Origin of the sequence: Dyella sp. KRB-257 (assembly GCF_049445995.1) — a bacterium.
GTDB lineage: Bacteria > Pseudomonadota > Gammaproteobacteria > Xanthomonadales > Rhodanobacteraceae > Dyella_A.
On record NZ_JBMSDZ010000012.1, the window covers coordinates 12979 to 33543 of the forward strand.

Annotated in this window: 19 protein-coding genes and 1 pseudogene; 8 read left to right on the forward strand and 12 right to left on the reverse strand. The window is 67.2% G+C overall.

Annotated elements, in window-relative coordinates:
* Positions 1-9: 9 nt before the first annotated feature.
* From ACO2Q2_RS10770 to ACO2Q2_RS10790, 5 genes and pseudogenes are all read right to left on the reverse strand, one after another.
* A complete protein-coding gene (locus ACO2Q2_RS10770) occupies positions 10-1614 on the reverse strand; it encodes a tetratricopeptide repeat-containing sulfotransferase family protein (RefSeq protein ID WP_423255778.1) in 1605 nt (534 codons plus the stop codon).
* 73 nt (positions 1615-1687) lie between these two features.
* Positions 1688-1906: pseudogene (locus ACO2Q2_RS10775) on the reverse strand (UTRA domain-containing protein); the annotation flags it as partial.
* A gap of 64 nt (positions 1907-1970) precedes the next feature.
* Positions 1971-2390: a type II toxin-antitoxin system VapC family toxin gene (locus ACO2Q2_RS10780; RefSeq protein WP_423255779.1), complete on the reverse strand. Its 420-nt coding sequence runs from the start codon at positions 2388-2390 to the stop codon at positions 1971-1973.
* Entirely contained in the window at positions 2387-2641 is a 255-nt protein-coding gene (locus tag ACO2Q2_RS10785) for a FitA-like ribbon-helix-helix domain-containing protein (RefSeq protein ID WP_423255780.1), read from the reverse strand. The genes ACO2Q2_RS10780 and ACO2Q2_RS10785 overlap by 4 nt, the downstream gene beginning before the upstream one ends.
* Before the next feature lie 269 nt (positions 2642-2910).
* The gene (locus ACO2Q2_RS10790) at positions 2911-3663 is read right to left on the reverse strand and encodes a GntR family transcriptional regulator (RefSeq protein ID WP_423255781.1); all 753 of its coding nucleotides are present in this window, start codon (positions 3661-3663) and stop codon (positions 2911-2913) included.
* A 211-nt stretch (positions 3664-3874) separates the two neighbouring features.
* On the opposite strand from ACO2Q2_RS10790, the gene zwf reads away from it, so the two are divergent.
* The 4 genes from zwf (at position 3875) to eda (ending at position 8809) form a co-directional block, all read left to right on the forward strand.
* A complete protein-coding gene (gene zwf / locus ACO2Q2_RS10795; protein WP_423255782.1) occupies positions 3875-5398 on the forward strand; it encodes a glucose-6-phosphate dehydrogenase in 1524 nt (507 codons plus the stop codon).
* A gap of 168 nt (positions 5399-5566) precedes the next feature.
* Positions 5567-6271 (forward strand): 6-phosphogluconolactonase, encoded by a 705-nt coding sequence (gene pgl, locus ACO2Q2_RS10800; protein WP_423255783.1) that lies wholly within the window; start codon positions 5567-5569, stop codon positions 6269-6271.
* Between the two features lie 43 nt (positions 6272-6314).
* A complete protein-coding gene (edd, locus tag ACO2Q2_RS10805; protein WP_423255784.1) occupies positions 6315-8132 on the forward strand; it encodes a phosphogluconate dehydratase in 1818 nt (605 codons plus the stop codon).
* A gap of 38 nt (positions 8133-8170) precedes the next feature.
* Entirely contained in the window at positions 8171-8809 is a 639-nt protein-coding gene (eda, locus tag ACO2Q2_RS10810) for a bifunctional 4-hydroxy-2-oxoglutarate aldolase/2-dehydro-3-deoxy-phosphogluconate aldolase (protein ID WP_423255863.1), read from the forward strand.
* Here the strand turns inward: eda and ACO2Q2_RS10815 are convergent.
* Both ACO2Q2_RS10815 and ACO2Q2_RS10820 read right to left on the reverse strand, forming a co-directional pair.
* Entirely contained in the window at positions 8745-10094 is a 1350-nt protein-coding gene (locus ACO2Q2_RS10815) for an MFS transporter (protein ID WP_423255785.1), read from the reverse strand. The genes eda and ACO2Q2_RS10815 overlap by 65 nt on opposite strands.
* A gap of 30 nt (positions 10095-10124) precedes the next feature.
* On the reverse strand, positions 10125-10721 hold the full coding sequence (locus ACO2Q2_RS10820; RefSeq protein ID WP_423255786.1) for a DUF2239 family protein: 597 nt from the start codon (positions 10719-10721) through the stop codon (positions 10125-10127).
* A gap of 131 nt (positions 10722-10852) precedes the next feature.
* On the opposite strand from ACO2Q2_RS10820, the gene ACO2Q2_RS10825 reads away from it, so the two are divergent.
* The 4 genes from ACO2Q2_RS10825 to ACO2Q2_RS10840 all read left to right on the forward strand — a co-directional run bounded on the left by ACO2Q2_RS10825 (position 10853) and on the right by ACO2Q2_RS10840 (position 16306).
* A complete protein-coding gene (locus ACO2Q2_RS10825; RefSeq protein WP_423255787.1) occupies positions 10853-11707 on the forward strand; it encodes an EamA/RhaT family transporter in 855 nt (284 codons plus the stop codon).
* A gap of 368 nt (positions 11708-12075) precedes the next feature.
* Positions 12076-13680 carry a S10 family peptidase gene (locus ACO2Q2_RS10830; RefSeq protein ID WP_423255788.1) on the forward strand — a complete coding sequence of 535 codons (1605 nt, stop codon included), beginning with the start codon at positions 12076-12078 and terminating at the stop codon, positions 13678-13680.
* Positions 13681-14020: 340 nt separating this feature from the next.
* The gene (locus ACO2Q2_RS10835; protein ID WP_423255789.1) at positions 14021-14392 is read left to right on the forward strand and encodes a nuclear transport factor 2 family protein; all 372 of its coding nucleotides are present in this window, start codon (positions 14021-14023) and stop codon (positions 14390-14392) included.
* 246 nt (positions 14393-14638) lie between these two features.
* Positions 14639-16306, forward strand: a complete 1668-nt coding sequence (locus ACO2Q2_RS10840) for a PAS domain-containing protein (RefSeq protein WP_423255790.1) — start codon at positions 14639-14641, stop codon at positions 16304-16306.
* A gap of 603 nt (positions 16307-16909) precedes the next feature.
* Here ACO2Q2_RS10840 and ACO2Q2_RS10845 read toward each other — a convergent pair.
* The 5 genes from ACO2Q2_RS10845 to ACO2Q2_RS10865 all read right to left on the reverse strand — a co-directional run bounded on the left by ACO2Q2_RS10845 (position 16910) and on the right by ACO2Q2_RS10865 (position 20459).
* Positions 16910-18490 carry a type I restriction-modification system subunit M gene (locus ACO2Q2_RS10845; protein ID WP_423255791.1) on the reverse strand — a complete coding sequence of 527 codons (1581 nt, stop codon included), beginning with the start codon at positions 18488-18490 and terminating at the stop codon, positions 16910-16912.
* A gap of 34 nt (positions 18491-18524) precedes the next feature.
* On the reverse strand, positions 18525-18728 hold the full coding sequence (locus tag ACO2Q2_RS10850; RefSeq protein WP_423255792.1) for a hypothetical protein: 204 nt from the start codon (positions 18726-18728) through the stop codon (positions 18525-18527).
* Positions 18725-19243, reverse strand: a complete 519-nt coding sequence (locus tag ACO2Q2_RS10855; protein ID WP_423255793.1) for an AAA family ATPase — start codon at positions 19241-19243, stop codon at positions 18725-18727. Before ACO2Q2_RS10855 ends, ACO2Q2_RS10850 begins: the two co-directional genes overlap by 4 nt.
* Positions 19244-19253: 10 nt before the next feature.
* Complete coding sequence (locus tag ACO2Q2_RS10860; protein ID WP_423255794.1) at positions 19254-20156, reverse strand: type I restriction endonuclease; 903 nt, start codon at positions 20154-20156, stop codon at positions 19254-19256.
* 153 nt (positions 20157-20309) lie between these two features.
* Positions 20310-20459, reverse strand: coding sequence for a hypothetical protein (locus tag ACO2Q2_RS10865; protein WP_423255795.1), 150 nt, complete (start codon positions 20457-20459; stop codon positions 20310-20312).
* Positions 20460-20565 lie beyond the last annotated feature (106 nt).

Genomic DNA, 20565 nt, shown 5'->3' on the forward strand with positions numbered 1-20565 from the left:
AGAGAAGGGCTATCGGGAGCTTCCTGCCTCCAGCAGCAGCCGAAGTGGTTCGAGCTGTGCCTCGTAATGGCGCCATTGGTCGATGCCACGCCGATGGATCGATTCGCGAACCTGGGCGCTACTGGGCGTGGCCACCGGCGCGGCATTTTTCTCCGGGGCGAGGCACGCCTCTTCCATCGCCAGGCCGCAGTGCTCCAGTACCTTGCCGAGGGTACCGGCCGTGTCATCCACCAGCGAAGCGTAGTCCACATCGATCATGGCTCCGGGCAACTGCCGATGCCACGCATCGACAAGCCGGGAGTACTGCCTGTAGTAGTGCGCCAGCGAGCCGAACTGGTAGCTGTAGGAGGACACGTTGCCGAACATCGCCTTGAAGTTCGAAAAGCAGGTGTCCATCGGCTCACGTGCCATGTGGAGAATGGGCGCGTGCGGCAAGGCGCGTCGAATGAAGGCGACCATTTGTATGTTCGCCGGCAGTTTGTCGATGTAGAACGCCTTGCCTTGGGCGCGCCACTGCGTCTGGCGCAGATAGCGTTCGCCCAGTTGCTGATAGTCGAGATCCGCAGCCTTGTCGATGATCGAAAGCAGGCCACGTGCCCGGGCGGGAACCACGTCGGCGACCCAGTGCAACTGCCTCCAGAAATCGATGATCTCGCCCGCTGACGTGATCGCAGAATGGCTGGACAGCATGCGATCCAGCAAGGTGGTCCCCGATCGCGGCATGCCTACGATGAAGATGGGGGTCGGGCCACTCGAGGAGACGCTCGTCGCCTTCGTAGGCAGTCTTTCCGGCAGCTCGATCAATGCGTTGGTGAGTGCTTCCTCGGCGGCTGCATCGTAAGGATTCAACTCCGCCATCAGCGTGTTGCATTGATCAAGCGCGCGCCAAGCTTCCTCGTAGCGGCCGAGATCGTCGAGAGTCTTGAAGCGGGAATACGCAAACTCGGCCTTCACAAATTTCCGCTCGGAGGTTTGCGCATCTTCGAGACGCGCACACTGCGTTTCCAGGTAGGAAAGCTGCTGCGTTTCGGGTTTCTGCTTGCGCAGATTGACCAGCACCATCGCCGCGTCGCCGAAGTCGGGCCAACGCTGAAGGCAACGCTGGAGAACCGCGTTGGCTTCGTCCAGCGCTCCCTCGAACTGCAGCAGCATCGCGTAGAGGTGCCAGTCGTCGGGCGCGTCGGCACCCTTGGCGATGGCCTTCGCCGCCAAGTCCCGTGCAAGGCTGATGTCCCCGATACCGAAGCGCAATTGGGCCTGGGCCACCAGCAATTGGGCGGGTGGGTCCGGAGCCTGCGCCAGCAGGTCCAGGCAGGATCGCGCGGCCACGATCTCACCCCGGGCAACCAAGTGTTGAACGAGATTGACGATCAGCGGTGCATTGCGTGGCAGGTGCCTCAAGCAGGCCAGCAGCGGCAGTGTCGAGGCTTGCAGGTGCCCTTGCAGGAACAGCACGTCGGCCAGCTCGACGCTTGCCTCTGCATCATTGGGGAGCACCCGGAGAGACTTCTCGAGTGCGGCTTGCGCTTGTGCAAAATCGCCGGCCTCGCGGTGGCGATGCGCCAGCTGACGTAGACGAATGGACTCAGAGATATGAGGCGGAATGGTATTCATCGTGCCATAGTAGCCGCGCAGGCACTCTTGACGTATCTGCGTTGATCCCCACGTTGACCCCGCGCGGGCTGCGTCAATCCGTATGCAGTTCCGCCACGAAGTCGTAGATGTCACCGCGGTACCAAGAGCTGGTGAATTCGACGACGCGGCCGTCGTCGAGGAAGCTGCGGCGCTCGATCGCCAGCGGCTCGTCGCCCGCGTAGCGCACGCGGTGCAGGCGCACCACCGCCACGCCGGGCGAGAGGTTCATCGCCATCGACTCTTCCGCAGTCACTTCGCCGATGCCGCGTTCGTTCCCCAGGTCGTTCCCGGGGCCAAGTCAGGCTGCCGGCTCCTGCTCTGAACTCTCGGGGGCTCTACACCTTCCAGGGGTTGATGGTTGCCAGGCCAGCGGCTTGGAATGGGCCGGTGTCGCGGGTGGCAACGGCAAATCCGTTGGCGGCGGCACTGGCTGCGATATATCCGTCAGCCGTGCCCACCGCCAACCCGGCAGCGCGAGCCTTGGCCATCAGCTCGGCATAGGCGTTCGTGCAAGCCATGTCGAACGGCAGCACCCGCCCGACGAACAAGGGCAGCACCCGCTTTTCCAGGTTGTCATGCAGGCCGGCCCGGCGCTTGCCAGCGGGCAGCAGCGCCACACCGGCGCGCAGCTCGGCCACGGTGATCGCGGACAGGTAGAGCGTTTCCAGGGGCTGCGCGTCTATCCACTCGATCACGCGGGCCTCGGGCGCATGGCGCAGTGGCTCCGACACCACGTTCGTGTCGAGCAGGATCATTCAAAGCTCACCGCACGGGCAGGCGCTTTGTCGCGCACACTCTCGAAGATGGTGAACTCGTTATCGGTCAGCTTGGCCTTGCGGCCGATTTCGGCCAACAGCGAACCCAGCCTGATCCGGCCTTGCGGTTTCACCGCCGATTCCAGGATTTCGCGGATCTCGGCCTCGGCGCTGCGGCCGTGCTGGGCGGCCCTCACGCGGATAGCGCGATGCACCTCGTCAGGTACATTGCGCACGGTGATGGATGCCATATTTCAAACCCTCGTACTGATGTATTTGATTGCAAAATAGCAAGATGTAATCACTGACGCAACATCAACGACGATACATCCACGACTTCCTGGCGTTGCCTTCGGCGCCCGCGACGACGACGCCACCCATTCCGCCACGGCGGGTAATCGCGGGCCGGGTTCGCATCCTTGGCCGCATGCCGGTAGCGGCGGCTGGAATGCTGGGGTCCGTTCGGCGTTGCCGTGACGGCAGGCTCTGGGCTGCGTTGATACCGCAGTGTTGAGCAAGCTCAGTCGGTATGCAGCTCGGCGACGAAGTCGTAGATGTCGCCGCGGTACCAGGAGCTGGTGAATTCGACCACGCGGCCGTCGTCGAGGAAGCTGCGGCGCTCGATGCTGAGGCCAGCGCTGTGGGCGGCGACATGCAGCAGGCGGGCATGCTGCGCGTTGAGCAGCACGGCGCGCAGCCGTTGCAGGGCGCGGCGCGGGCGGCAGCCGCGCTTCTCCAGCGCCTCGTAGAGCGAGTCGTCGACCAGCATGGGGTCGGGCAGCAGGATCGCCGGCACCACGCTGCGTTCGATCGCCAACGGTTCGTCGCCCGCGTAGCGCACGCGATGCAGGCGCACCACCGCCACGCCGGGCGAGAGGTTCATCGCCATCGATTCTTCCGGGGTCACTTCGCCGATGCCGCGTTCGAAGAATTCCGAGCGCGGGTTGAGGCCGCGCGCGCGCAGGTCCTCGGTGAAGCTGGTCAGGCGCGACATCGGCTTGATGATGCGTTCGGCGACGAAGGTGCCGGCGCCGTGGCGCTGGGTCAGCAGGCCTTCCTCGACCAGCCCGGCGATCGCCTTGCGCACCGTGACGCGCGACAGCGCCAGCACGCGGGCCAGGTCGCGTTCGCTCGGCAGCGCGTGGCCGGGCTCGATGTCGCGGTGCTCGACCACGTTGCGGATCGCCCGCCGCAGGCGCAGGTAGGCCAGCGGCTGGTGGGTGCCGGGGTCGCGCGAGAGCCGGCGGTATTCTTTGGCGAGAACGGTTTCCATACCGCGACCATACCAATTTCAAACCAATGGCCGCAAGGCGCGCCATGCCGGACATGCCAGTTGGGGTCGGTCGTGCGGAACGGATGACCGTGCCGATGACCGTGCCAATGACAGTGCCAATGGTTGCAAACGAATACATCGCGAGCGCGGCGCACTTTTCGCCGGTTCGTGCTGGTCGCAGCTGGTATGACACTGGTACGATCACGGGTCCATGCCGCCCACGCCGCTGCGCGGCGGCCTTCATTCCGTTCCACGCGAGGTGCCCGTTGTGAGTCCTTCCCATCCGCAGGTCCATTCCTTCGATCTGGTGATCTTCGGTGGCACCGGCGATCTGGCCGCGCGCAAGCTGTTGCCGGCGATGTTCCATCGCTTCGTCGATGGCCAGATTCCCGCCACCAGCCGCATCATCGGCATCGCCCGCGAGGCCACCGACGACGCCGGCTATCGCGCCCAGATGCGCAAGGCGCTGGTCGGCGGCGGCAGCCAGGCCGAGCAGGTCGAGGCGTTCCTGCAGCAGGTGTTCTACCGCTCGCTCGACGCGCGCAAGGACGCCGGCTGGGACGACTTCGCCGCGCTGCTGGCCGAGCGCCCGGACAACGTGCGCGTGTTCTACCTCTCCACCGCGCCGGACCTGTTCATCGACATCTGCTCGCGCCTGGGCGCGCACCGCCTCAACGAAGGCGAGTCGCGCGTGGTGCTGGAGAAGCCGATCGGCCGCGATCTGGACAGCGCCAACCAGATCAACGACGCCGTCGGTCGGGTCTTCAGCGAATCGCAGACGTATCGCATCGATCACTACCTCGGCAAGGAGACGGTGCAGAACCTGCTGGCGCTGCGCTTCGGCAACGCGCTGTTCGAGCCGCTGTGGAATGCCGAACACATCGACCACGTGCAGATCACCGTGGCCGAGACACTGGGCGTGGGCAACCGCGCGGCCTACTACGACCACGCCGGCGCGCTGCGCGACATGGTGCAGAACCACATGCTGCAGCTGGTGTGCATGGTGGCGATGGAGCCGCCGTCCTCGCTGTCGCCCGACGCGGTGCGCGACGAGAAGCTCAAGGTGCTGCGCTCGCTGAAACCCATCGACGAGTCCAACGCCGCCCAGCTCACCGTGCGCGGCCAGTACCGCGCCGGCGCCGCCGAAGGGCAGGGCGTGCCGGGCTATCTGGAAGAGCTCGACGGCGCCAGGAGCCACACCGAAACCTTCGTGGCGCTGAAGACCGAGATCGCCAACTGGCGCTGGGCCGGCGTGCCGTTCTACCTGCGTACCGGCAAGCGCCTGCCCGAACGCGTCTCCGAGATCGTGGTGGCGTTCAAGGCGGTGCCGCATTCCATCTTCGATCCGGCCGCCGGCCCGCTGGCGCACAACCGGCTGGTGCTGCGCCTGCAGCCCGACGAAGGCGTGAAGCTGTGGCTGACCATCAAGCACCCCGGCCCGGGCGGCCTGCGCCTGCGCCACGTGCCGCTGGACATGAGCTTCGCCGAGGCCTTCGGCGTGTCGCAGCCGGACGCCTACGAGCGCCTGCTGCTGGACGTGGTGCGCGGCAATCCCACCTTGTTCATGCGTCGCGACGAAGTGGAGGCCGCGTGGCACTGGGCCGATCCGATCCTGGCCGCTTGGTCGGCCGGTGGCGAGGCGCCCAAGCCCTATACCGCCGGCACCTGGGGGCCGAGCGCGTCGGTGGCGCTGATCGAGCGCGACGGCCGCACCTGGAACGAGGATGGCGAGTAAGCGAGGCGTGAACCGATCCGGCACCGCGCATCACCGCGCGCTGCCGGCGGTTTTCCTAGTGTGCAACACCACACCGGTGTGCAACGCCACACAGGCCTGCCGCCTGCCCCCGCCGCGCGCACCGGCAGCACACGCCGCGGCTCCCCACGCGCCGCCGAACGGACGTCCATGTTGAACATCGCCACGCACAGCTTCACCGATTGCCACGCCCTTGCCGAGGCGCTCGCCGAGCGGGTCGCCGCGCACCTGCGCGAGGCCATCGGCACGCGCGGCCGGGCCTCGCTCGCCGTATCCGGCGGCAGCACGCCGAGGCATTTCTTCGCGCGCCTGTCGCATGCGCCACTGGACTGGTCGCGCGTGCAGGTGACCCTGGTCGACGAGCGCTGGGTGCCGGAATCCAGCGAGCGCTCCAATGCGCGACTGGTGAAATCGCTGCTGCTGCAGCACGCCGCCGCAGTGGCCACGTTCGTGCCCCTGCATCAGGACACGGCCATGCCGGAAGACGGCCTCGCCGCGCTGAGCGCCTCACTCGATGCGCTGGCGCTGCCGTTCGACGTGGTGGTGCTGGGCATGGGCGAGGATGGTCATACGGCCTCGTTCTTCCCGGGCGGTGATCGCCTCGCCGACGCGCTGGATCCGGCGGGCAGCGAGCGCGTGCTGCCGATGCGCGCCGCCGGTGCCGGAGAACCGCGCATCACCTTCACGCTGCCGGTGCTGCTCGACGCGCGCGCGCTGTTCCTGCACGTGGAGGGCGAGGCCAAGCGCCGCGTGCTCGCCGATGCGCAGCTCGGCCTCGGCGCCGGCCGCGATTACCCGGTGCGCGCCGTGCTCGAGCGCGCGCGCGTTCCCGTTTCCGTCTATTGGTGCCCGTGACGCGCCACCGCCGCGCACCGCCACCCGCTACAGGAGTGAATCGATGAGTTCCCTGCACCCCGTCGTCCGCGAAGTCACCGAGCGCCTGCGCGAACGCAGCCGCGAATCGCGTGCGGCCTACCTGGCCAAGATCGCCGCCGCGCGCGGCGACGGTACGCACCGCCAGCATCTGTCGTGCGGCAACCTCGCGCACGGCTTCGCCGCCTGCGGCAGCGACGACAAGGCCGCGCTGCGCGCCGGCCGCACGCCGAACATCGGTATCGTCACCGCCTACAACGACATGCTCTCGGCGCACCAGCCGTACGAGCGCTACCCGGAACTGATCCGCCATATCGCGCGCGAGGCCGGCGCCACCGCGCAGGTGGCCGGCGGCGTGCCGGCGATGTGCGACGGCGTCACCCAGGGCCGCGCCGGCATGGAGCTCTCGCTGTTCTCGCGCGACCTGATCGCGATGGCCACCGCCGTGGCGCTGTCGCACGACATGTTCGACGCTGGCCTGTACCTGGGCATCTGCGACAAGATCGTGCCGGGGCTGCTGATCGGTGCGCTGGCCTTCGGCCATCTGCCCGGCGTGTTCGTGCCGTCGGGCCCGATGCCCAGCGGCATCAGCAACGAGGCCAAGTCCAAGGTGCGCCAGGCCTATGCCGAGGGCAAGGCGACCCGCGAGGAGCTGCTGGAAGCCGAGGCCGCCGCGTATCACGCCCCCGGCACCTGCACCTTCTACGGCACCGCCAACTCCAACCAGATGCTGATGGAGATCATGGGCCTGCACCTGCCCAGTGCCAGCTTCGTGGCGCCCGACACGCCGCTGCGCGATGCGCTCACCGCCGAAGCGGTGCGCCGTGCGGCCGCGATGACCGCACTGGGCGAGCACTACCTGCCGATCGGCCACATCGTCGACGAGAAGGCGGTGATCAACGGCGTGATCGGCCTGCACGCCACCGGCGGCTCCACCAACCATCTGCTGCACCTGGTGGCGATGGCGCGCGCGGCCGGCGTGGAATTGCGCTGGGAAGACTTCGACGCGCTGTCCTCGGTGGTGCCGCTGCTGGCGCGCGTGTACCCCAACGGCTACGCCGACGTAAACCAGTTCCACGAGGCCGGCGGCATGGCCTTCCTGATCGACCAGCTGCTCTCGCAGGGCCTGCTGCACGCCGACGTGAAGACCGTCAACGGCACCGGCCTGGACGGCTACGCCCAGGTGCCGGTGCTCGACGCGGCCGGCAAGCTGGCCTGGCAGAAGGTGTCCGGCGAGAGCGGCAACCGCGGCGTGCTGCGCGCGATCAGCGAGCCGTTCCGTCCCGACGGTGGCCTGCGCCTGCTCGACGGCAACCTCGGCCGCGGCGTGATCAAGGTGTCTTCGGTGCCCGAGGACCGCATGGTGATCGAGGCGCCGGCGATCGTGTTCAACGACCAGGACGAAGTGCGCGGCGCGTTCGAGCGCGGCGAGCTCAATCGCGACTTCGTCGCGGTGGTGCGTTTTCAGGGCCCGCGCGCCAACGGCATGCCGGAGCTGCACAAGCTCACCCCGACGCTGGCCGTGCTGCAGGATCGCGGCCACCGCATCGCGCTGCTCACCGACGGGCGCATGTCCGGCGCGTCGGGCCGCGTGCCGGCGGCGATCCACGTCACCCCCGAGGCCGAGGCCGGCGGCGCGCTGGCCAAGGTGCGCAACGGCGACCTGATCCGCCTCGACGCGGTGAACGGCACGCTGGACGTGCTGGTCGACGCCGCCGAATTCGCCGCGCGCCCCAGCGCCACCCTGCCCGACCACTCGCACCACGTCGGCATGGGCCGCGAGCTGTTCGGCCTGTTCCGCACCAACGCCGTCACCGCCGATCTCGGCGCCGGCGTGCTCTGATCCCCGACAATTTCCGGAGAGAACCCGTGACTGCATCCATGGAATCCAGGCAGGCCCAGGTCGAGGCCACCATGCGGCTCGCGCCGGTGATCCCGGTGGTGATCATCGACGACGTGGCCGCCGCCGTGCCGATGGCGCGCGCGCTGGTCGCCGGCGGCACGCCGGCGATCGAGGTGACCCTGCGCACCCCCGCGGCGCTCGACGCGATCCGCGCCATCGCACAGGAAGTGGAGGGCGCCTGCGTCGGCGTCGGCACCGTGCTCAACGCGGACCACCTCACCGCGGCGCGCGCCGCCGGCGCACGCTTCGCGGTGTCGCCGGGCGTCTCGCCGAAGCTGCTCGACGCGGCCGACGACAGCGACCTGCCGCTGCTGCCCGGCGCCGCCACCGCCAGCGAGGTGATGCGCCTGCTCGAACGCGGCTACCGCTTCCTCAAGTTCTTCCCCGCCGTGCCCGCCGGCGGCACCAAGCTGATCGGCGCCTGGGCCAGCCCGCTGCCGCAGGTGACCTTCTGCCCCACCGGCGGCATCAGCCTGAGCACCGCCTCGGACTTCCTCGCGTTGCCCAATGTGCTGTGCGTGGGCGGCTCCTGGCTGACTCCGGCGGACAAGCTCAAGGCCGGCGACTGGGCGGCCATCGAGCTGCTGGCGCGCGAAGCGGCTTCGCTGAAGGGCTGAACCTCAGGCGGTCTGCGGCACGGCGTCCTGCGCGCGGATGCCGCGCAGGGCCGGGCTGGTCAGGCAGCCCAGAGCGATCGCGGTCAGGGTGAGGCCGGCGGCGATGAACAGCGCTGGCAGCGAGATCACCTTGAGCAGCGCCGACGCCGGACGCGGACAAGGGTCCCAGGCCGAGGAAGGTGAACATCAGCACGCTCATCGTGCGGCCGAGCATCTCCCGCGGCACCCGGCGCTGGATCCAGCTCACCAGGGTGATCTGGACGATGCCACCGAGCAGGCCGGTCAGACCCAGCAGCATCGCGGCCAGCACGGTTGAGTGCACGCCGGCCAGCCCCACCAGCGTCAGCCCGATGCAGGCGTCGAAGCACAGGATCATCGCGCCCAGGTGGCCGCGCACCAGCTTCGCCACCGCACCGGAAAACAGGCCGCCGAGCAGCATGCCGCCACCACTGGCGGCCATCACGATGCCCAGCGAGGTGGCGCCGTGGTCCAGCCGCATGTCCGCCAGCACCGGCAGGCCGACCTGGGTCGGGCCGCCGACGAACAGCGACACCACGGCGGCGTAAAGCATGAAGGCGCGCAGCGGCGGATCGGCCGCAATGCCGCGCAGGCCGCCGAGCACCTGGCCGAATACGCCGTGTTGCAAGGGAGCGCGCTTCGCCGCGGCAGGCACGCGGATCAGCGCCAGCGACAGCAGCGAGGTGCCGAAACTCGCCGCATCGATGGCGAAGGCCCAGCCCAGTCCGCGCGCATCGGCCAGCGCGCTGCCTGCGGTGGATGCATGCGCGCCGGTACCGATCACCACGCCGGCCAACGCCGGTCCGATGAACATGCTGAGCTGGCGCATGCCCATCATCGCGCCGTTGGCTTGCGCCAGCTGCTGCGGCTCGATCACCGAGGGCAGCAGCGCCGAGCCGGCCGGGTAGGCGAACGCGGTGGCCAGGCCGATGCCCAGCGCCAGCACATAGACCCACGGCATGCTGATCGCGCCGGTCAGCACCATCGCGGCCAGCGCCGCCACCATCACCGCGTTGGCGGCGCGCGCCAGCAGCAGCACGGCACGCGCCGAGAAGTGGTCCACCACGGCGCCGCCGATCAGCATGAACACCGCACGCAGCACCGCCATGGCGGCCAGCACCAGGCCCAGCGCGCCGGGATCGCCGGTGAGCTTGAGCACCAGCCAGGGCAGCGCGACCAGGGTGAACTGGTCGCCGAACATCGACACCGTGCTGCCGCCGAACAGCAGGCGGAAATTCGTGTTGGTAGCGAGCGGGTGTCGCGACATCGGGCATCCTTCCGAAGGGGGCAGGGGTGTTCAGTCGCCGCTGGCCGGCGTGCTCCAGGCGAGCTTCGCCAGCCGGCGCACGTAGTTGCGCACGTCGGCCGGCCAGGGTTTGGTGAGCCGTTCGAAGGCCGGCTTCTCGCCGCGCCAGAACGCGCGCGAGGCATCCTCGTAGCCGGGCAGGTTGCCGGCCAGGGTGCGCATGGCGCGGTCCAGCGCCTCGCCCGCCTGCCGTGCCTGTTCCCTGGCGCCGCCCGCGCGGCGGGCGTCCTCGACCAGCTGCCGCAGCGTCACCGAGGCGCCGCCGGGCTGGCGGGACAGCCAGTCCCAGTGGCGCGGCAGCAGGGTGACTTCCTTCGCCACCACGCCGAGCTTCGGTCGACCGGGGCCGCGCGGCGCGGGTGCGGCGTCCGGTGCCACGGACCGCAGTCGCGCACGCACGTCGTCGGCGCTGCCGCGCAGGTCGAACTCCAGCGCTTGCCCGCTGGCGTCGTCCAGCACCAGTGGCGTGCTCGCGCGGTGCTGCGCCAGATGAGTGCGGACGGCCAGCGCCACCTTTTCCGGCGAGCCGGAGGCGATGCGGCGATGGCCGTCGAAGGCGGTGCAGCGGGTGCTGTCGGCGGGTTTCATGGTGGCGTATTTGACCCGGATAAAATGTCGGCGTCAATATCGCCCGGGTAAATTCATCGTCCGCGCCGCCGCCCGCGATGCGGCGGCTGGTCGGTCCGGCTATCGTTGCGGGCTTTTGCGGACGGATCACCATGCTCTTCCTGTGCCTGAGCATCCTGTGCAGCGTGCTGGTGTCGGTGTGGCTCAAGCTCGCCCGCCGCTTCGGCCTGGACGTGTCGCAGATGGTGGCCTGGAACTACCTGGCCGCCGCTGCGCTGGTGGCCGCGGTGCTGCATCCCTCGCTGGCACCGCTGCGCCAGCCGGACGCCCCGCGCGTCGCGCTGCTCGCCCTGGCGTTGTTGCTGCCGGCGATCTTCCTGGCGCTGGGCACGTCGGTGCGCCATGCGGGCATCGTGCGCTCGGACGTGGCGCAGCGGCTGTCGCTGCTGGTGTCGCTGCTCGCCGCGTTCGTGTGGTTCGGCCAGGTGCCGACCGCGCGCATGCTGGCCGGCCTCGCGCTCGGCCTGCTGGCGCTGGCCGCGATGGTCTGGCGCGGCCGTACGGCGAGTGCGGACGGCGCGCGCAGCTGGCTGTGGCCGCTGGTGGTGTTCGCCGGCTTCGGCGCGATCGACATCCTGCTCAAGCAGGTCGCCACCACCGGCATCCCGATCGCCGCCTCGCTGCAGGCGATGTTCGCGCTCGCCCTGCCGGTGGCGCTGGGTTTCGCGCTGCTGGCGCGGCGCCGCAGCGGCGCTCGCTTCACCGCGCGCAGTCTCGCCGGCGGCCTGCTGCTGGGCCTGCTCAACTTCGGCAACATCCTGTTCTACCTGCGCGCGCACGTGGCGCTGCCGAACGATCCGGCGCTGGTGTTCGCCACCATGAACCTCGGTGTGGTGGCGCTGGGCACGCTGGTGGGCGTGCTGGCGTTCCGCGAGCGCCTGAGCCGGGTCAATGCGATCGGCGTGCTGTTGGCGGCGGCGGCGATCGCCCTGCTCACGCTGGCCTGAGCGCAAGAGGTTTCCGGCCCTCATGCCAGACGATCCTCTTGTCGCGTTACCGTGCGCACGGCTCCGAGCCGGCGCCTTCCGTGTTTTCCCCAAAGTCTCAGGTTGTCATTCCCGCGGACGCGGGAGGGGCGTTTCAACGGCGGTCGCCGGTCATCCATCTGCTTCGATGCAAAACCAAAAACGATGACCCGCCTCCGCCGTTGGAACGCGCCTACTCGTTGATCGGATCTTGGGCTGATGTCGCGCGCCGCCCGGCCCGGCAAGAACATGCGCCCGCAGTTCTCGGCAACACATGACTTCCGGGGGATGGCCCGCCAGGGTCCAGGGCATACGCTCAACCACTTGACTACAAGTTCCGGGGAATCCACATGCGCCGTCTCGTTCTCGCCGTTGCGCTCGCCAGCGCGCTCGTCAGCACCGCCACGCTCGCCCACGGAGACAAGCACGACGACGCCAGGTCGAAGGAGAAATCGCCCGACGCGGCGCTGGTCAAGCCGCAGTCCTCGGAGACCGAGGGCAGCGTCACCGTCGAAGGCAGGCGCGTCGACTACAAGGCCGTCGCCGGCACGCTGGTGCTGCATGGCAAGGGCGACAAGGAGCACGAGCCGACGGTGAGCATGTTTTACACCGCGTACTTCAAGAAGGGCGTGCCGGCCGGCCAGCGGCCGATCACCTTCATCTACAACGGCGGCCCCGGCTCGGCCACGGTGTGGCTGCACATGGGCGCGTTCGGGCCGAAGCGCGTGGTCACCAGCGACGACAGCCACACGCCCGCGGCGCCCTATGGCCTGGTCAACAATGACTACAGCCTGCTCGACGCGTCCGACCTCGTGTTCATCGACGCCCCCGGCGCCGGCTTCAGCCGCCTGATCGCCGATGACGCGGACAAGGCCAGGCGCGACAAGCAGATGAAGGAACGCAAGAAGGCGATCTACGGCGTCGACGGCGACGGCCACGCCTTCGCCCGGTTCATCACCCAGTTCCTGTCCAGGTACGGCCGCTGGAACTCGCCGAAATACCTGTTCGGCGAAAGCTACGGCACCACCCGCTCGGCAGTGGTGGCCAACATCCTGGAGAACGAGGACAGCGTCGATCTCAACGGCGTGATCCTGCTCTCGCAGATCCTCAGCTTCGACACCAGCATCGATGGCCCCGAGTTCAATCCCGGCATCGACCTGCCCTACGTGCTGGCGCTGCCCACCTTCGCCGCCACTGCCTACTACCACCACCAGCTGCCGCAGCCGCCGGCCGCGCTGGAGCCGTTCCTCAAAGAGGTGGAGCAATACGCCATGGGCGACTACGCGCAGGCGCTGCTGCAGGGCGCCGCGCTCGACAGCGCGCGCAAGCAGGCGGTGGCCGAGAGGCTGCACCAGTACACCGGCCTGCCGGTGGACTACCTGCTCAAGGCCAACCTGCGCGTCACCGGCGGCATGTTCGAGCACGAGCTGCAGGCGGCCACCGACACCACCACCGGCCGCCTCGACAGCCGCTTCTCCGGCCCCTCGCTCGACCCGCTCGGCAAGACCTCCGAATACGATCCGCAGTCCTCGGCGATCAGCTCCGCCTACGTCGCCGCGTTCAACGACTACGTGCGCACGCAGCTCAAGTTCGGCCAGGACATGCGCTACCGCCTGTATGCCGACATCGACCACTGGAACTTCGCGCACAAGGCACCGGGCGGGCGGGGCCGGGCGAGGCAATCCTCCACCAACGTCATGCCCGACCTCGCCATGGCGATGAAGACCAACCCGAACCTCAAGGTGTTCCTCAACGGCGGCTACTACGACCTGGCCACGCCGTATTTCGCCGCCGAGTACGAGATGAACCACCTGCCGATCCCCGACAGCCTGCGCAAGAACATCACCACCCAGTGGTATCCCTCCGGCCACATGGTCTACGCGCACCAGGCGTCGCTGAAGCAGCTGCATGACAACGTGGCGAAGTTCATCCAGAGCACCGACAACGTCAAGTGACCCACCGGGCGGGCCAGGGACGGCCCCCCTCGCGCACCGAGTGGGGTATGGGAGAGTGCAGGCCGGGCAGCCGTTGCAGCACATAGCCTTCGACCAACGTATTCCTCCCGGCCGCCGCGTGAAGTTGCACGGTGCGATTCCGGCCACGTGGCCAGATACGCTCTGGGCACCTCACGCGCCATAGCCGTCATTCCGGCGAAAGCCGGAATCCAGCGTCTTGGAATGGTCCGCCAGAGGCACTGGATTCCGGCTTTCGCCGGAATGACGGCCTGGATCGCGCGCCGCTTTGCGATGTTCCGGCCAGTCGCTACGATCCTCTTTTCCCCAGCGACACCCCGCCATGCGCCCCCTGATCGACCGCTACATCGACGCCTACAACCGCATCGATGTCGACGCCATGCTGCTCACCCTGCACCCGGACATCGTGTTCGAGAACATCAGCGGCGGCACGCTCAACGTGCACGTGCAGGGCATTGCCGAGTTCGAGCGGCTGGCGCGCAGCACGCAACCGTTGTTCAGCACGCGCCGGCAGATCATCACCGCGTACAGCGAGGTCGGCGACACCGCCACCGCGCACATCCTGTTCGACGGCACCTTTGCCATGGACCTGCCCAACGGCGTGCGCGCCGGCCAGAGCATCTGCATGCCCGGCCGCTCCGAGTTCCGCATCCACGACGGCCTGCTGATCTACATCGCCGACCACAGCGACTGACTCAGCTTCCGCCCCAAGGCATGAATCCGTAGGAGCGCACCCTGTGCGCGACCCCCCACGCATCCGGTCGCGCACAGGGTGCGCTCCTACAAAAAGCCGAAGCGAGCCCACAGCTGCGACCGGCACGCATCCGCGGCAACCTGCTGTTCGCGCTCAACTCCGACCAGCTGCAGCGCGACGGCGCCAAGTGAACCTGAATCGGTCCGCTGGACTGAATGATGGCGCTTCGGTGAGCATGGCCGACACATGCCCGCCCTTCCCGCATCTCCCGACGAACTGCTGCAGCTGCTGCCCGAAGCCGTGGTGCAGACGGACCCGGGGTGGACGCTCACCTACCTCAATCCCGCCTGGCACACCCTCACGGGCCATCCGGTGGAGGAGGCGCTCGGCCGGTCGCTGCTGGACTTCGTGCATCCCGACGACACCGGGGCGCTGAGGGCAGGCATGCCGGTGTTCCGGCTGCGGCGGGCCGACGCCGAGCATCGCTGGATGCGCCTGCAGCTACAGCCGAAGACGGATGCCGCGGACCGCGTGATCAGTCGCCAGGGCGTGTTGATCGAGATCACCGAGATCGGCGAGCAGGTGCTGATGGAGGACCGCCAGCGCTTCCTGCGGCTGCTGGAAACCATCGATGGCGTGGTCTGGGAAGCGGAGCTCGGCGTGGGCAACACCTTCCTGAGCCCACAGGTGGAACGCCTGTTCGGTTACGCGGTGGAGGAGTGGCGCGCCGACCCGGGCTTCTGGCGGGCGCACGTGCATCCCGACGACCTGCCGGAGGCGCTGGCCATCGACGAGGCGGCGTACCACGCCACGCACAGTTACGCCTACGAGATGAGTTACCGGCTGATCGCCAAGTCCGGCCAGATCGTGTGGGTGCGCGACCTGTGCCGCGTGGATGTCGAGCCCGGCCGGCCGAACCGCATGATCGGCCTGATGATCGACGTCACCCGGCAGAAAAATACCGAGCTCGAGCTGGTGGCGTCCGACAACCGCTACGCACTCGCCACCCGCGGATCCAACGACGGCATCTGGGACTGGAACCTGCAGACCGACGAACTGCACGTGTCCGAGCGCTTCAACGAAATCGTCGGGCTCGACCAGGGCGACACCCTGCATCCGCACGGCTGGAATTACCTGCAACAGCTCATCGACCCCGACGATCGCGAGCGCGTGCAGGCCGCCTATCGCCGGCACCTGTCCGGCCAGCGCCCCAACTTTTCGGTGGATTTCCGCGCGCGTCACGGCTCGGGGCGATCGGTGTGGCTCAACTGGCGCGGCGTCGCCCAGTTCGAAAACGGCGTCGCCGTGCGCATGGCCGGGTCGCTCAGCGATCTGGCCGAGCGCGGCAGCTCTTACGACGCGCTCACCAACCTGCCCGGCCGACCGTTGTTCCGCGATCGCCTCGAGCACGCCCTCGCGCTGCATCAGGACGGGGCGTCCAAACGTGGTGACGCGCCGATCCAGGCCGACCCCACCCGGTTCGCCGTGCTGCTGCTGGACCTCGACCGCTTCAAGGCCGTCAACGACACCCTCGGCCACCACGTCGGCGACCTGCTGCTGCAACAGGTGGCCCGCCGGCTGGAATCGGGCGTGCGGGCGATCGATCTGGTCGCTCGCATGAGCGGCGACGAGTTCAACGTGCTGCTCGAGTCGGTCGATCACGCCGGTGCCACCGACCGCGCCCAGCAGATCGCCGCCGCCCTCGCGGCCCCTTATCAGATCGGCACGCACACGGTGAGCTGCCCCGCCAGCATCGGCGTGGTCAGCAGCCAGGCCGGCTTCGCCACCACCGACGATTACCTGCGCGCTGCGGATGCGGCCATGTACCGGGCCAAGAGCCACGGGTTGGGCGTGTGCGTTTTTTCGGGAGAAGATGGCGTCGCAGGGTCGGGTCCGCTTCCGCGCGCGAAATAAGTGGACCTGAGCCGTTCGTCGCGGTCGATGAAGGCGGCGCTGACCCTCTGACTGCTCCTGACCTGCTTAGGATTGCCGCGGTTCGATCAGCAACGGATCGGAATCAGCTTTGGGAGAAGCAATTCGATCGTCTTCTCTGCCTTCTCATTTGTCAGCCTTGTTCAGTCGCCTGAGATGTTCGACTTTCTGTTCGGGAGTCATGGCGTTCCATCCGTCGATAACCTCCCTCGCCGTCTTCGGCCTCGCTGGGCGATCCAAAGGCCGCAGCTCTCCCTCATCCTGATGGCGCCTCATGAGGCGAGCGGCATCTCGATTTGCAGGACGTGCTCCGAAGAGGCTGAGTCTGCCGAGGGCGCCCTTTACTTGACGTCGTTTTGCCATCGATAGCCATCCGAGCAAAAGGTTGGGGAGAACGCATGCTCGGGCATGCGCGTCGGAAGACGTGGACTAGGGCTCGCGGGCGCAACGAATACCGGCGGCAGGTTGGCGTCTTTCAGCGGCGTCTACCCGCGCTGTAGTTGCCACCCGGAGCCCTGCAGTGCCTGGCTGCCAACTAGCGTAGGCCTGCTCACTTCCATGCACCGCATCAACGGTTCCGATCCTTCACGGCAACGGTGCCAGCCCCAGTTCGGCGAGAAACGCGTTGTGCCGCTGCTTTGCCTTGGCAATATCCCGCTCGATCTGCACCAGGTCTGCATGCACCGCCTTGAGGTCAACCTCTCTCTCCGCCTCGGCGGTGCTGACATAGCGCGAGATGTTGAGGTTGTAGTCGTTGTCGACGATCTCCTTCATCGACACGCGTCGGGAGTAGCGGTCCCTTTCCGTGCGGTCCCGGTAAGTCGACACGATCCGCTCGATGTCTTCCTCACTCAGCTGGTTCTGGCGTTTGCCCTTGGTGAAGTGCTCGGCGGCGTTGATGAACAGCACGTCGTCCGGCTTCTTGCACTTCTTCAGCACCAGAATGCACACCGGGATGCCGGTGGAATAGAACAGGTTCGGCGGCAGGCCGATCACGGTGTCGATATGGCCGTCGGTGAGCAGCTTGGTGCGGATCTCCGCCTCCTTGCCACCGCGGAACAGCACGCCGTGCGGCAAGATGATGGCCATCACGCCGTCGTCTTTCAGGTAGTGCAGGCCGTGCAGCAAAAAGGCAAAGTCCGCGGCGCTCTTGGGCGCCACGCCGTGGTTCTTGAAGCGCGCGTCCTGGCTCGCCTCGTCCTTGGGTTCCCAGCGATAGCTGAAGGGCGGATTGGCCACCACCGCGTCGAACTTCGGCTTTTTGGCGGGGTTGCTTTCGCGCAGCCAGTCCCAGTCGTTCTTCAGCGTGTCGCCGTGCCAGATCTCGAACTCGGTGTCCTTCACCCCGTGCAGCAGCATGTTCATGCGCGCGAGGTTGTACGTGGTGATGTTGGATTCCTGCCCGACGATGCGGCCGATGCTGCCGCCGGCTTCGGTCATGCGGTGGCGCACGTTCAGCAACAGGGAACCCGAGCCGCAGGCAAAATCGAACACACTGTCCAGCTTTCGGCGCGGCCCGGTCTTCGGCTCCTGGCTGTCCAGCGTGACGATGGCCGAGAGAATGTTGGAGATCTGCTGCGGGGTGTAGAACTCGCCCGCCTTCTTGCCACTGCCTGCCGCGAACTGGCCGATCAGGTACTCGTAGGCATCGCCCAGCGTGTCGCTGTCGGTGGAGAACAGCGCCATGCCGCGCGCGATCTCGCTGATGACGGCGCACAGCTTGGCGTTGCGGTCGTGGTACTTGCGGCCGAGCTTGTCCGAGCCGAGGTTGATCTCCGAGAACAGACCCTGGAAGTGGCTCTGGAAGGACTCTTCCTCGATGTACTTGAAGCCTCCTTGCAGCGTGTCCAGCAGCGTGTCGTCCTGGGTCTTGGCCAGATGGACGATATGGCCCCACAAATACCTGGGCTGGATGACGTAATGCGCCTTGCGCCGCATCTGCTGCTCGAACGCGGTCACGTCCGCCTTGTTGGCCGCATACCAGACCGACAGCGGCGTCTTGCCGGCGTTGCCGATGGCGTTCGGATCCGGGTAGTCCGATTCCAGCTCCTTCCGGGCCGCCGCCTCGTAGTTGTCGGAGAGGTAGCGCAGGAACAGGAACGACAGCATGTAGTCGCGGAAATCGTCCGCGTCATCGTGCCGCGCAGTTGGTCGGCGACGTTCCAAAGGGTCTTGCCGAGTTGTTTCTGGTCGTTCTCCGTCACCGTGCCGAATCCCTCTCAGCCTTCGTCTGACTGCGCAGGGTATCGGCGGAAATCCGCACTGTTTGGCCGTCGCGTACCACGATCAAGTCGGTACCACTATCGATCGCGGTTTTACGTGCCAGTGCGGCTGCACGGCGCAACGCGGGCTGCGAGGCGCGCAGGTCCGGGTTGCGTGCATGGGAAATATCGCGTGGCTTCATGGCTTTTCGCTCCAGTCGAGCAGGACGGGCTCATCGCCTGCATTATCGTACAAGGCCCAGTCGTCCACCTCGGCCTTGTACACCGCATCGAAGTTGCGCAGTCCGCTGGCAAAACGACGACGAATCACATCTTCGGGAATGTCGTGTCCTCCCTGGCGCACGCGCATGGCCACGCGGTCGATGGCGGTCTGTGCCGCAGGCAGGCTCAGGAAGAACAGGCTGACGTGGTAGCCCAGTTCGCGCCAGCGCCGGATGCGCTGCCGGTAGCCGACACCGGATAGTGTGGTTTCGAACGCGAAACTCTCGTTGCGGGCGACGCACGCCTCGATCTCTTCCAGCATCAATCGCCCGGCCTTGACCGCTGCCGCTTCCGGCGCGAACGGCGACAGACCCGCGGCGATCAGGTCGGCATTGATGAAACGCGCCAGCTTTGCCCCTTCGGGCAAAAAAGCGCGGGCAAAGGTGGTTTTGCCCGCGCCATTGGGGCCGGCAATGATGATGATCCGCTGGCTCATCAGCTCAACCTCACATGCGAAGTTCTTTCGGGTTAGCCTTGAGCAGGGTTGAGGCCTTGAAGCTGGTGAGTGTCTTGCCGCTGCCAGTGGTGTGCCAGATGTAGCCGTTGCCTAGGTTCTTGTCGATGCACTCGACAATGTTCTTCACCGCGTAGATCTGGTACGGCCGCATTATCAGTAGCTTCTGCTCGCTGGCCACCAGCACCATATAGCGGCTGATCATCTGGCCCAGCGTGCATTTGGCCAGGAACGCATCGGCGAAGGCATCAATGCCGTTGATCTTGCTGTTGTCCGGCGCGGCGTACTGGTAAATCGGCAGGAAGCGTTCGTCCGCGTTGAAGGCGAAATGGCGCGCGTTGTTGTTGGCGAAGTAGTAGGTGGAATCGCGGTTGCTGACCACGAACAGCTGGATGAAGCACAGCAGCGTGCGCGTATAGCCGTTGCCGGGGTCGTTCTTGTACTCGACGATCTGCTCGATCGCCCGGCGCGGGTTGATACCGAGGGTCTTCAACTCGATCTGCACCGCCGGCACGCCGTTGATGAGCAGCAGCACGTCATACCGGTGGTAGCTGTAGTCCGTGTTGATACGGAACTGGCTGGCGACCTCGAAGTCGTTCTTGCACCAGTCGTTGATATTCACCAACGTGTAGTTGAGCGGCGTACCGTCATCGCGGGTGAACGCATTGCGGTGGCGCAGCGTCTGCGCGGCCTTGAACACATCCGGCGTGACGATCTCTTCGAGCAGGCGTTTGAACTCGGCATCGGTCAGGCTGACCCGGTTCAGGGCCTCGAGCTTCTCGCGAAAGTTGCGTTCCATCGCTGCGCGATCGCGGATGTCCGGTCGCAACGTGTACTTGAGCTCGCCGAGCTTTTCGATGAGCTCCTGCTCGATGGTGCTTTCCCTGACTTGCATGGAGAACCTCGCGGTCGCATGGCTGCGGCGCCGTGCGCTTTCGATGGACGACGCAGCAGTTTAGCGGGAGGCCCGAAGCGGCGAACACTGCCGCGGCGAGTGGAGCGGCTAGAACAGCAAGAGCCCGAAGGCACCGTTGAGCGCGTGTGAGAGCTAGGCTGCCTGTTGCGCCGCCGCCGGCGCGGTATCGGGCCGGGCTTCCTGATGCGTGGCGGCGAGGTAGAACCCCACCGCGAGCATGACCAGCAGCGCGACGATGAAGGCGATCAGGGCGATGCGGCGGGAGCGGGGCGAGAGTTTCATGGGGGCGGCCTGGATGTGTGGCGCGGAGCCTGCGCCTGGCGGTGTGTCCTGCCCGTGGACGACGGTGACGCCTGCTTGCGCGCTTGACGCCGGCCGGAGCGGAAGC

What these genes read in the sequence shown, in the direction of transcription:
- ACO2Q2_RS10815 (WP_423255785.1), bottom strand. Translation starts at nt 10,094, where the DNA reads ATGTCGCGACACCCGCTCGCTACCAACACGAATTTCCGCCTGCTGTTC.
- ACO2Q2_RS10865 (WP_423255795.1), bottom strand. Translation starts at nt 20,459, where the DNA reads ATGAAACTCTCGCCCCGCTCCCGCCGCATCGCCCTGATCGCCTTCATC.
- ACO2Q2_RS10855 (WP_423255793.1), bottom strand. Translation starts at nt 19,243, where the DNA reads ATGAGCCAGCGGATCATCATCATTGCCGGCCCCAATGGCGCGGGCAAA.
- edd (WP_423255784.1), top strand. Translation starts at nt 6,315, where the DNA reads ATGAGTTCCCTGCACCCCGTCGTCCGCGAAGTCACCGAGCGCCTGCGC.
- ACO2Q2_RS10785 (WP_423255780.1), bottom strand. Translation starts at nt 2,641, where the DNA reads ATGGCATCCATCACCGTGCGCAATGTACCTGACGAGGTGCATCGCGCT.
- ACO2Q2_RS10790 (WP_423255781.1), bottom strand. Translation starts at nt 3,663, where the DNA reads ATGGAAACCGTTCTCGCCAAAGAATACCGCCGGCTCTCGCGCGACCCC.
- ACO2Q2_RS10820 (WP_423255786.1), bottom strand. Translation starts at nt 10,721, where the DNA reads ATGAAACCCGCCGACAGCACCCGCTGCACCGCCTTCGACGGCCATCGC.
- ACO2Q2_RS10825 (WP_423255787.1), top strand. Translation starts at nt 10,853, where the DNA reads ATGCTCTTCCTGTGCCTGAGCATCCTGTGCAGCGTGCTGGTGTCGGTG.
- ACO2Q2_RS10840 (WP_423255790.1), top strand. Translation starts at nt 14,639, where the DNA reads ATGCCCGCCCTTCCCGCATCTCCCGACGAACTGCTGCAGCTGCTGCCC.
- ACO2Q2_RS10835 (WP_423255789.1), top strand. Translation starts at nt 14,021, where the DNA reads ATGCGCCCCCTGATCGACCGCTACATCGACGCCTACAACCGCATCGAT.
- zwf (WP_423255782.1), top strand. Translation starts at nt 3,875, where the DNA reads ATGCCGCCCACGCCGCTGCGCGGCGGCCTTCATTCCGTTCCACGCGAG.
- ACO2Q2_RS10830 (WP_423255788.1), top strand. Translation starts at nt 12,076, where the DNA reads ATGCGCCGTCTCGTTCTCGCCGTTGCGCTCGCCAGCGCGCTCGTCAGC.
- ACO2Q2_RS10860 (WP_423255794.1), bottom strand. Translation starts at nt 20,156, where the DNA reads ATGCAAGTCAGGGAAAGCACCATCGAGCAGGAGCTCATCGAAAAGCTC.
- eda (WP_423255863.1), top strand. Translation starts at nt 8,171, where the DNA reads ATGGAATCCAGGCAGGCCCAGGTCGAGGCCACCATGCGGCTCGCGCCG.
- ACO2Q2_RS10850 (WP_423255792.1), bottom strand. Translation starts at nt 18,728, where the DNA reads ATGAAGCCACGCGATATTTCCCATGCACGCAACCCGGACCTGCGCGCC.
- ACO2Q2_RS10780 (WP_423255779.1), bottom strand. Translation starts at nt 2,390, where the DNA reads ATGATCCTGCTCGACACGAACGTGGTGTCGGAGCCACTGCGCCATGCG.
- pgl (WP_423255783.1), top strand. Translation starts at nt 5,567, where the DNA reads ATGTTGAACATCGCCACGCACAGCTTCACCGATTGCCACGCCCTTGCC.
- ACO2Q2_RS10770 (WP_423255778.1), bottom strand. Translation starts at nt 1,614, where the DNA reads ATGAATACCATTCCGCCTCATATCTCTGAGTCCATTCGTCTACGTCAG.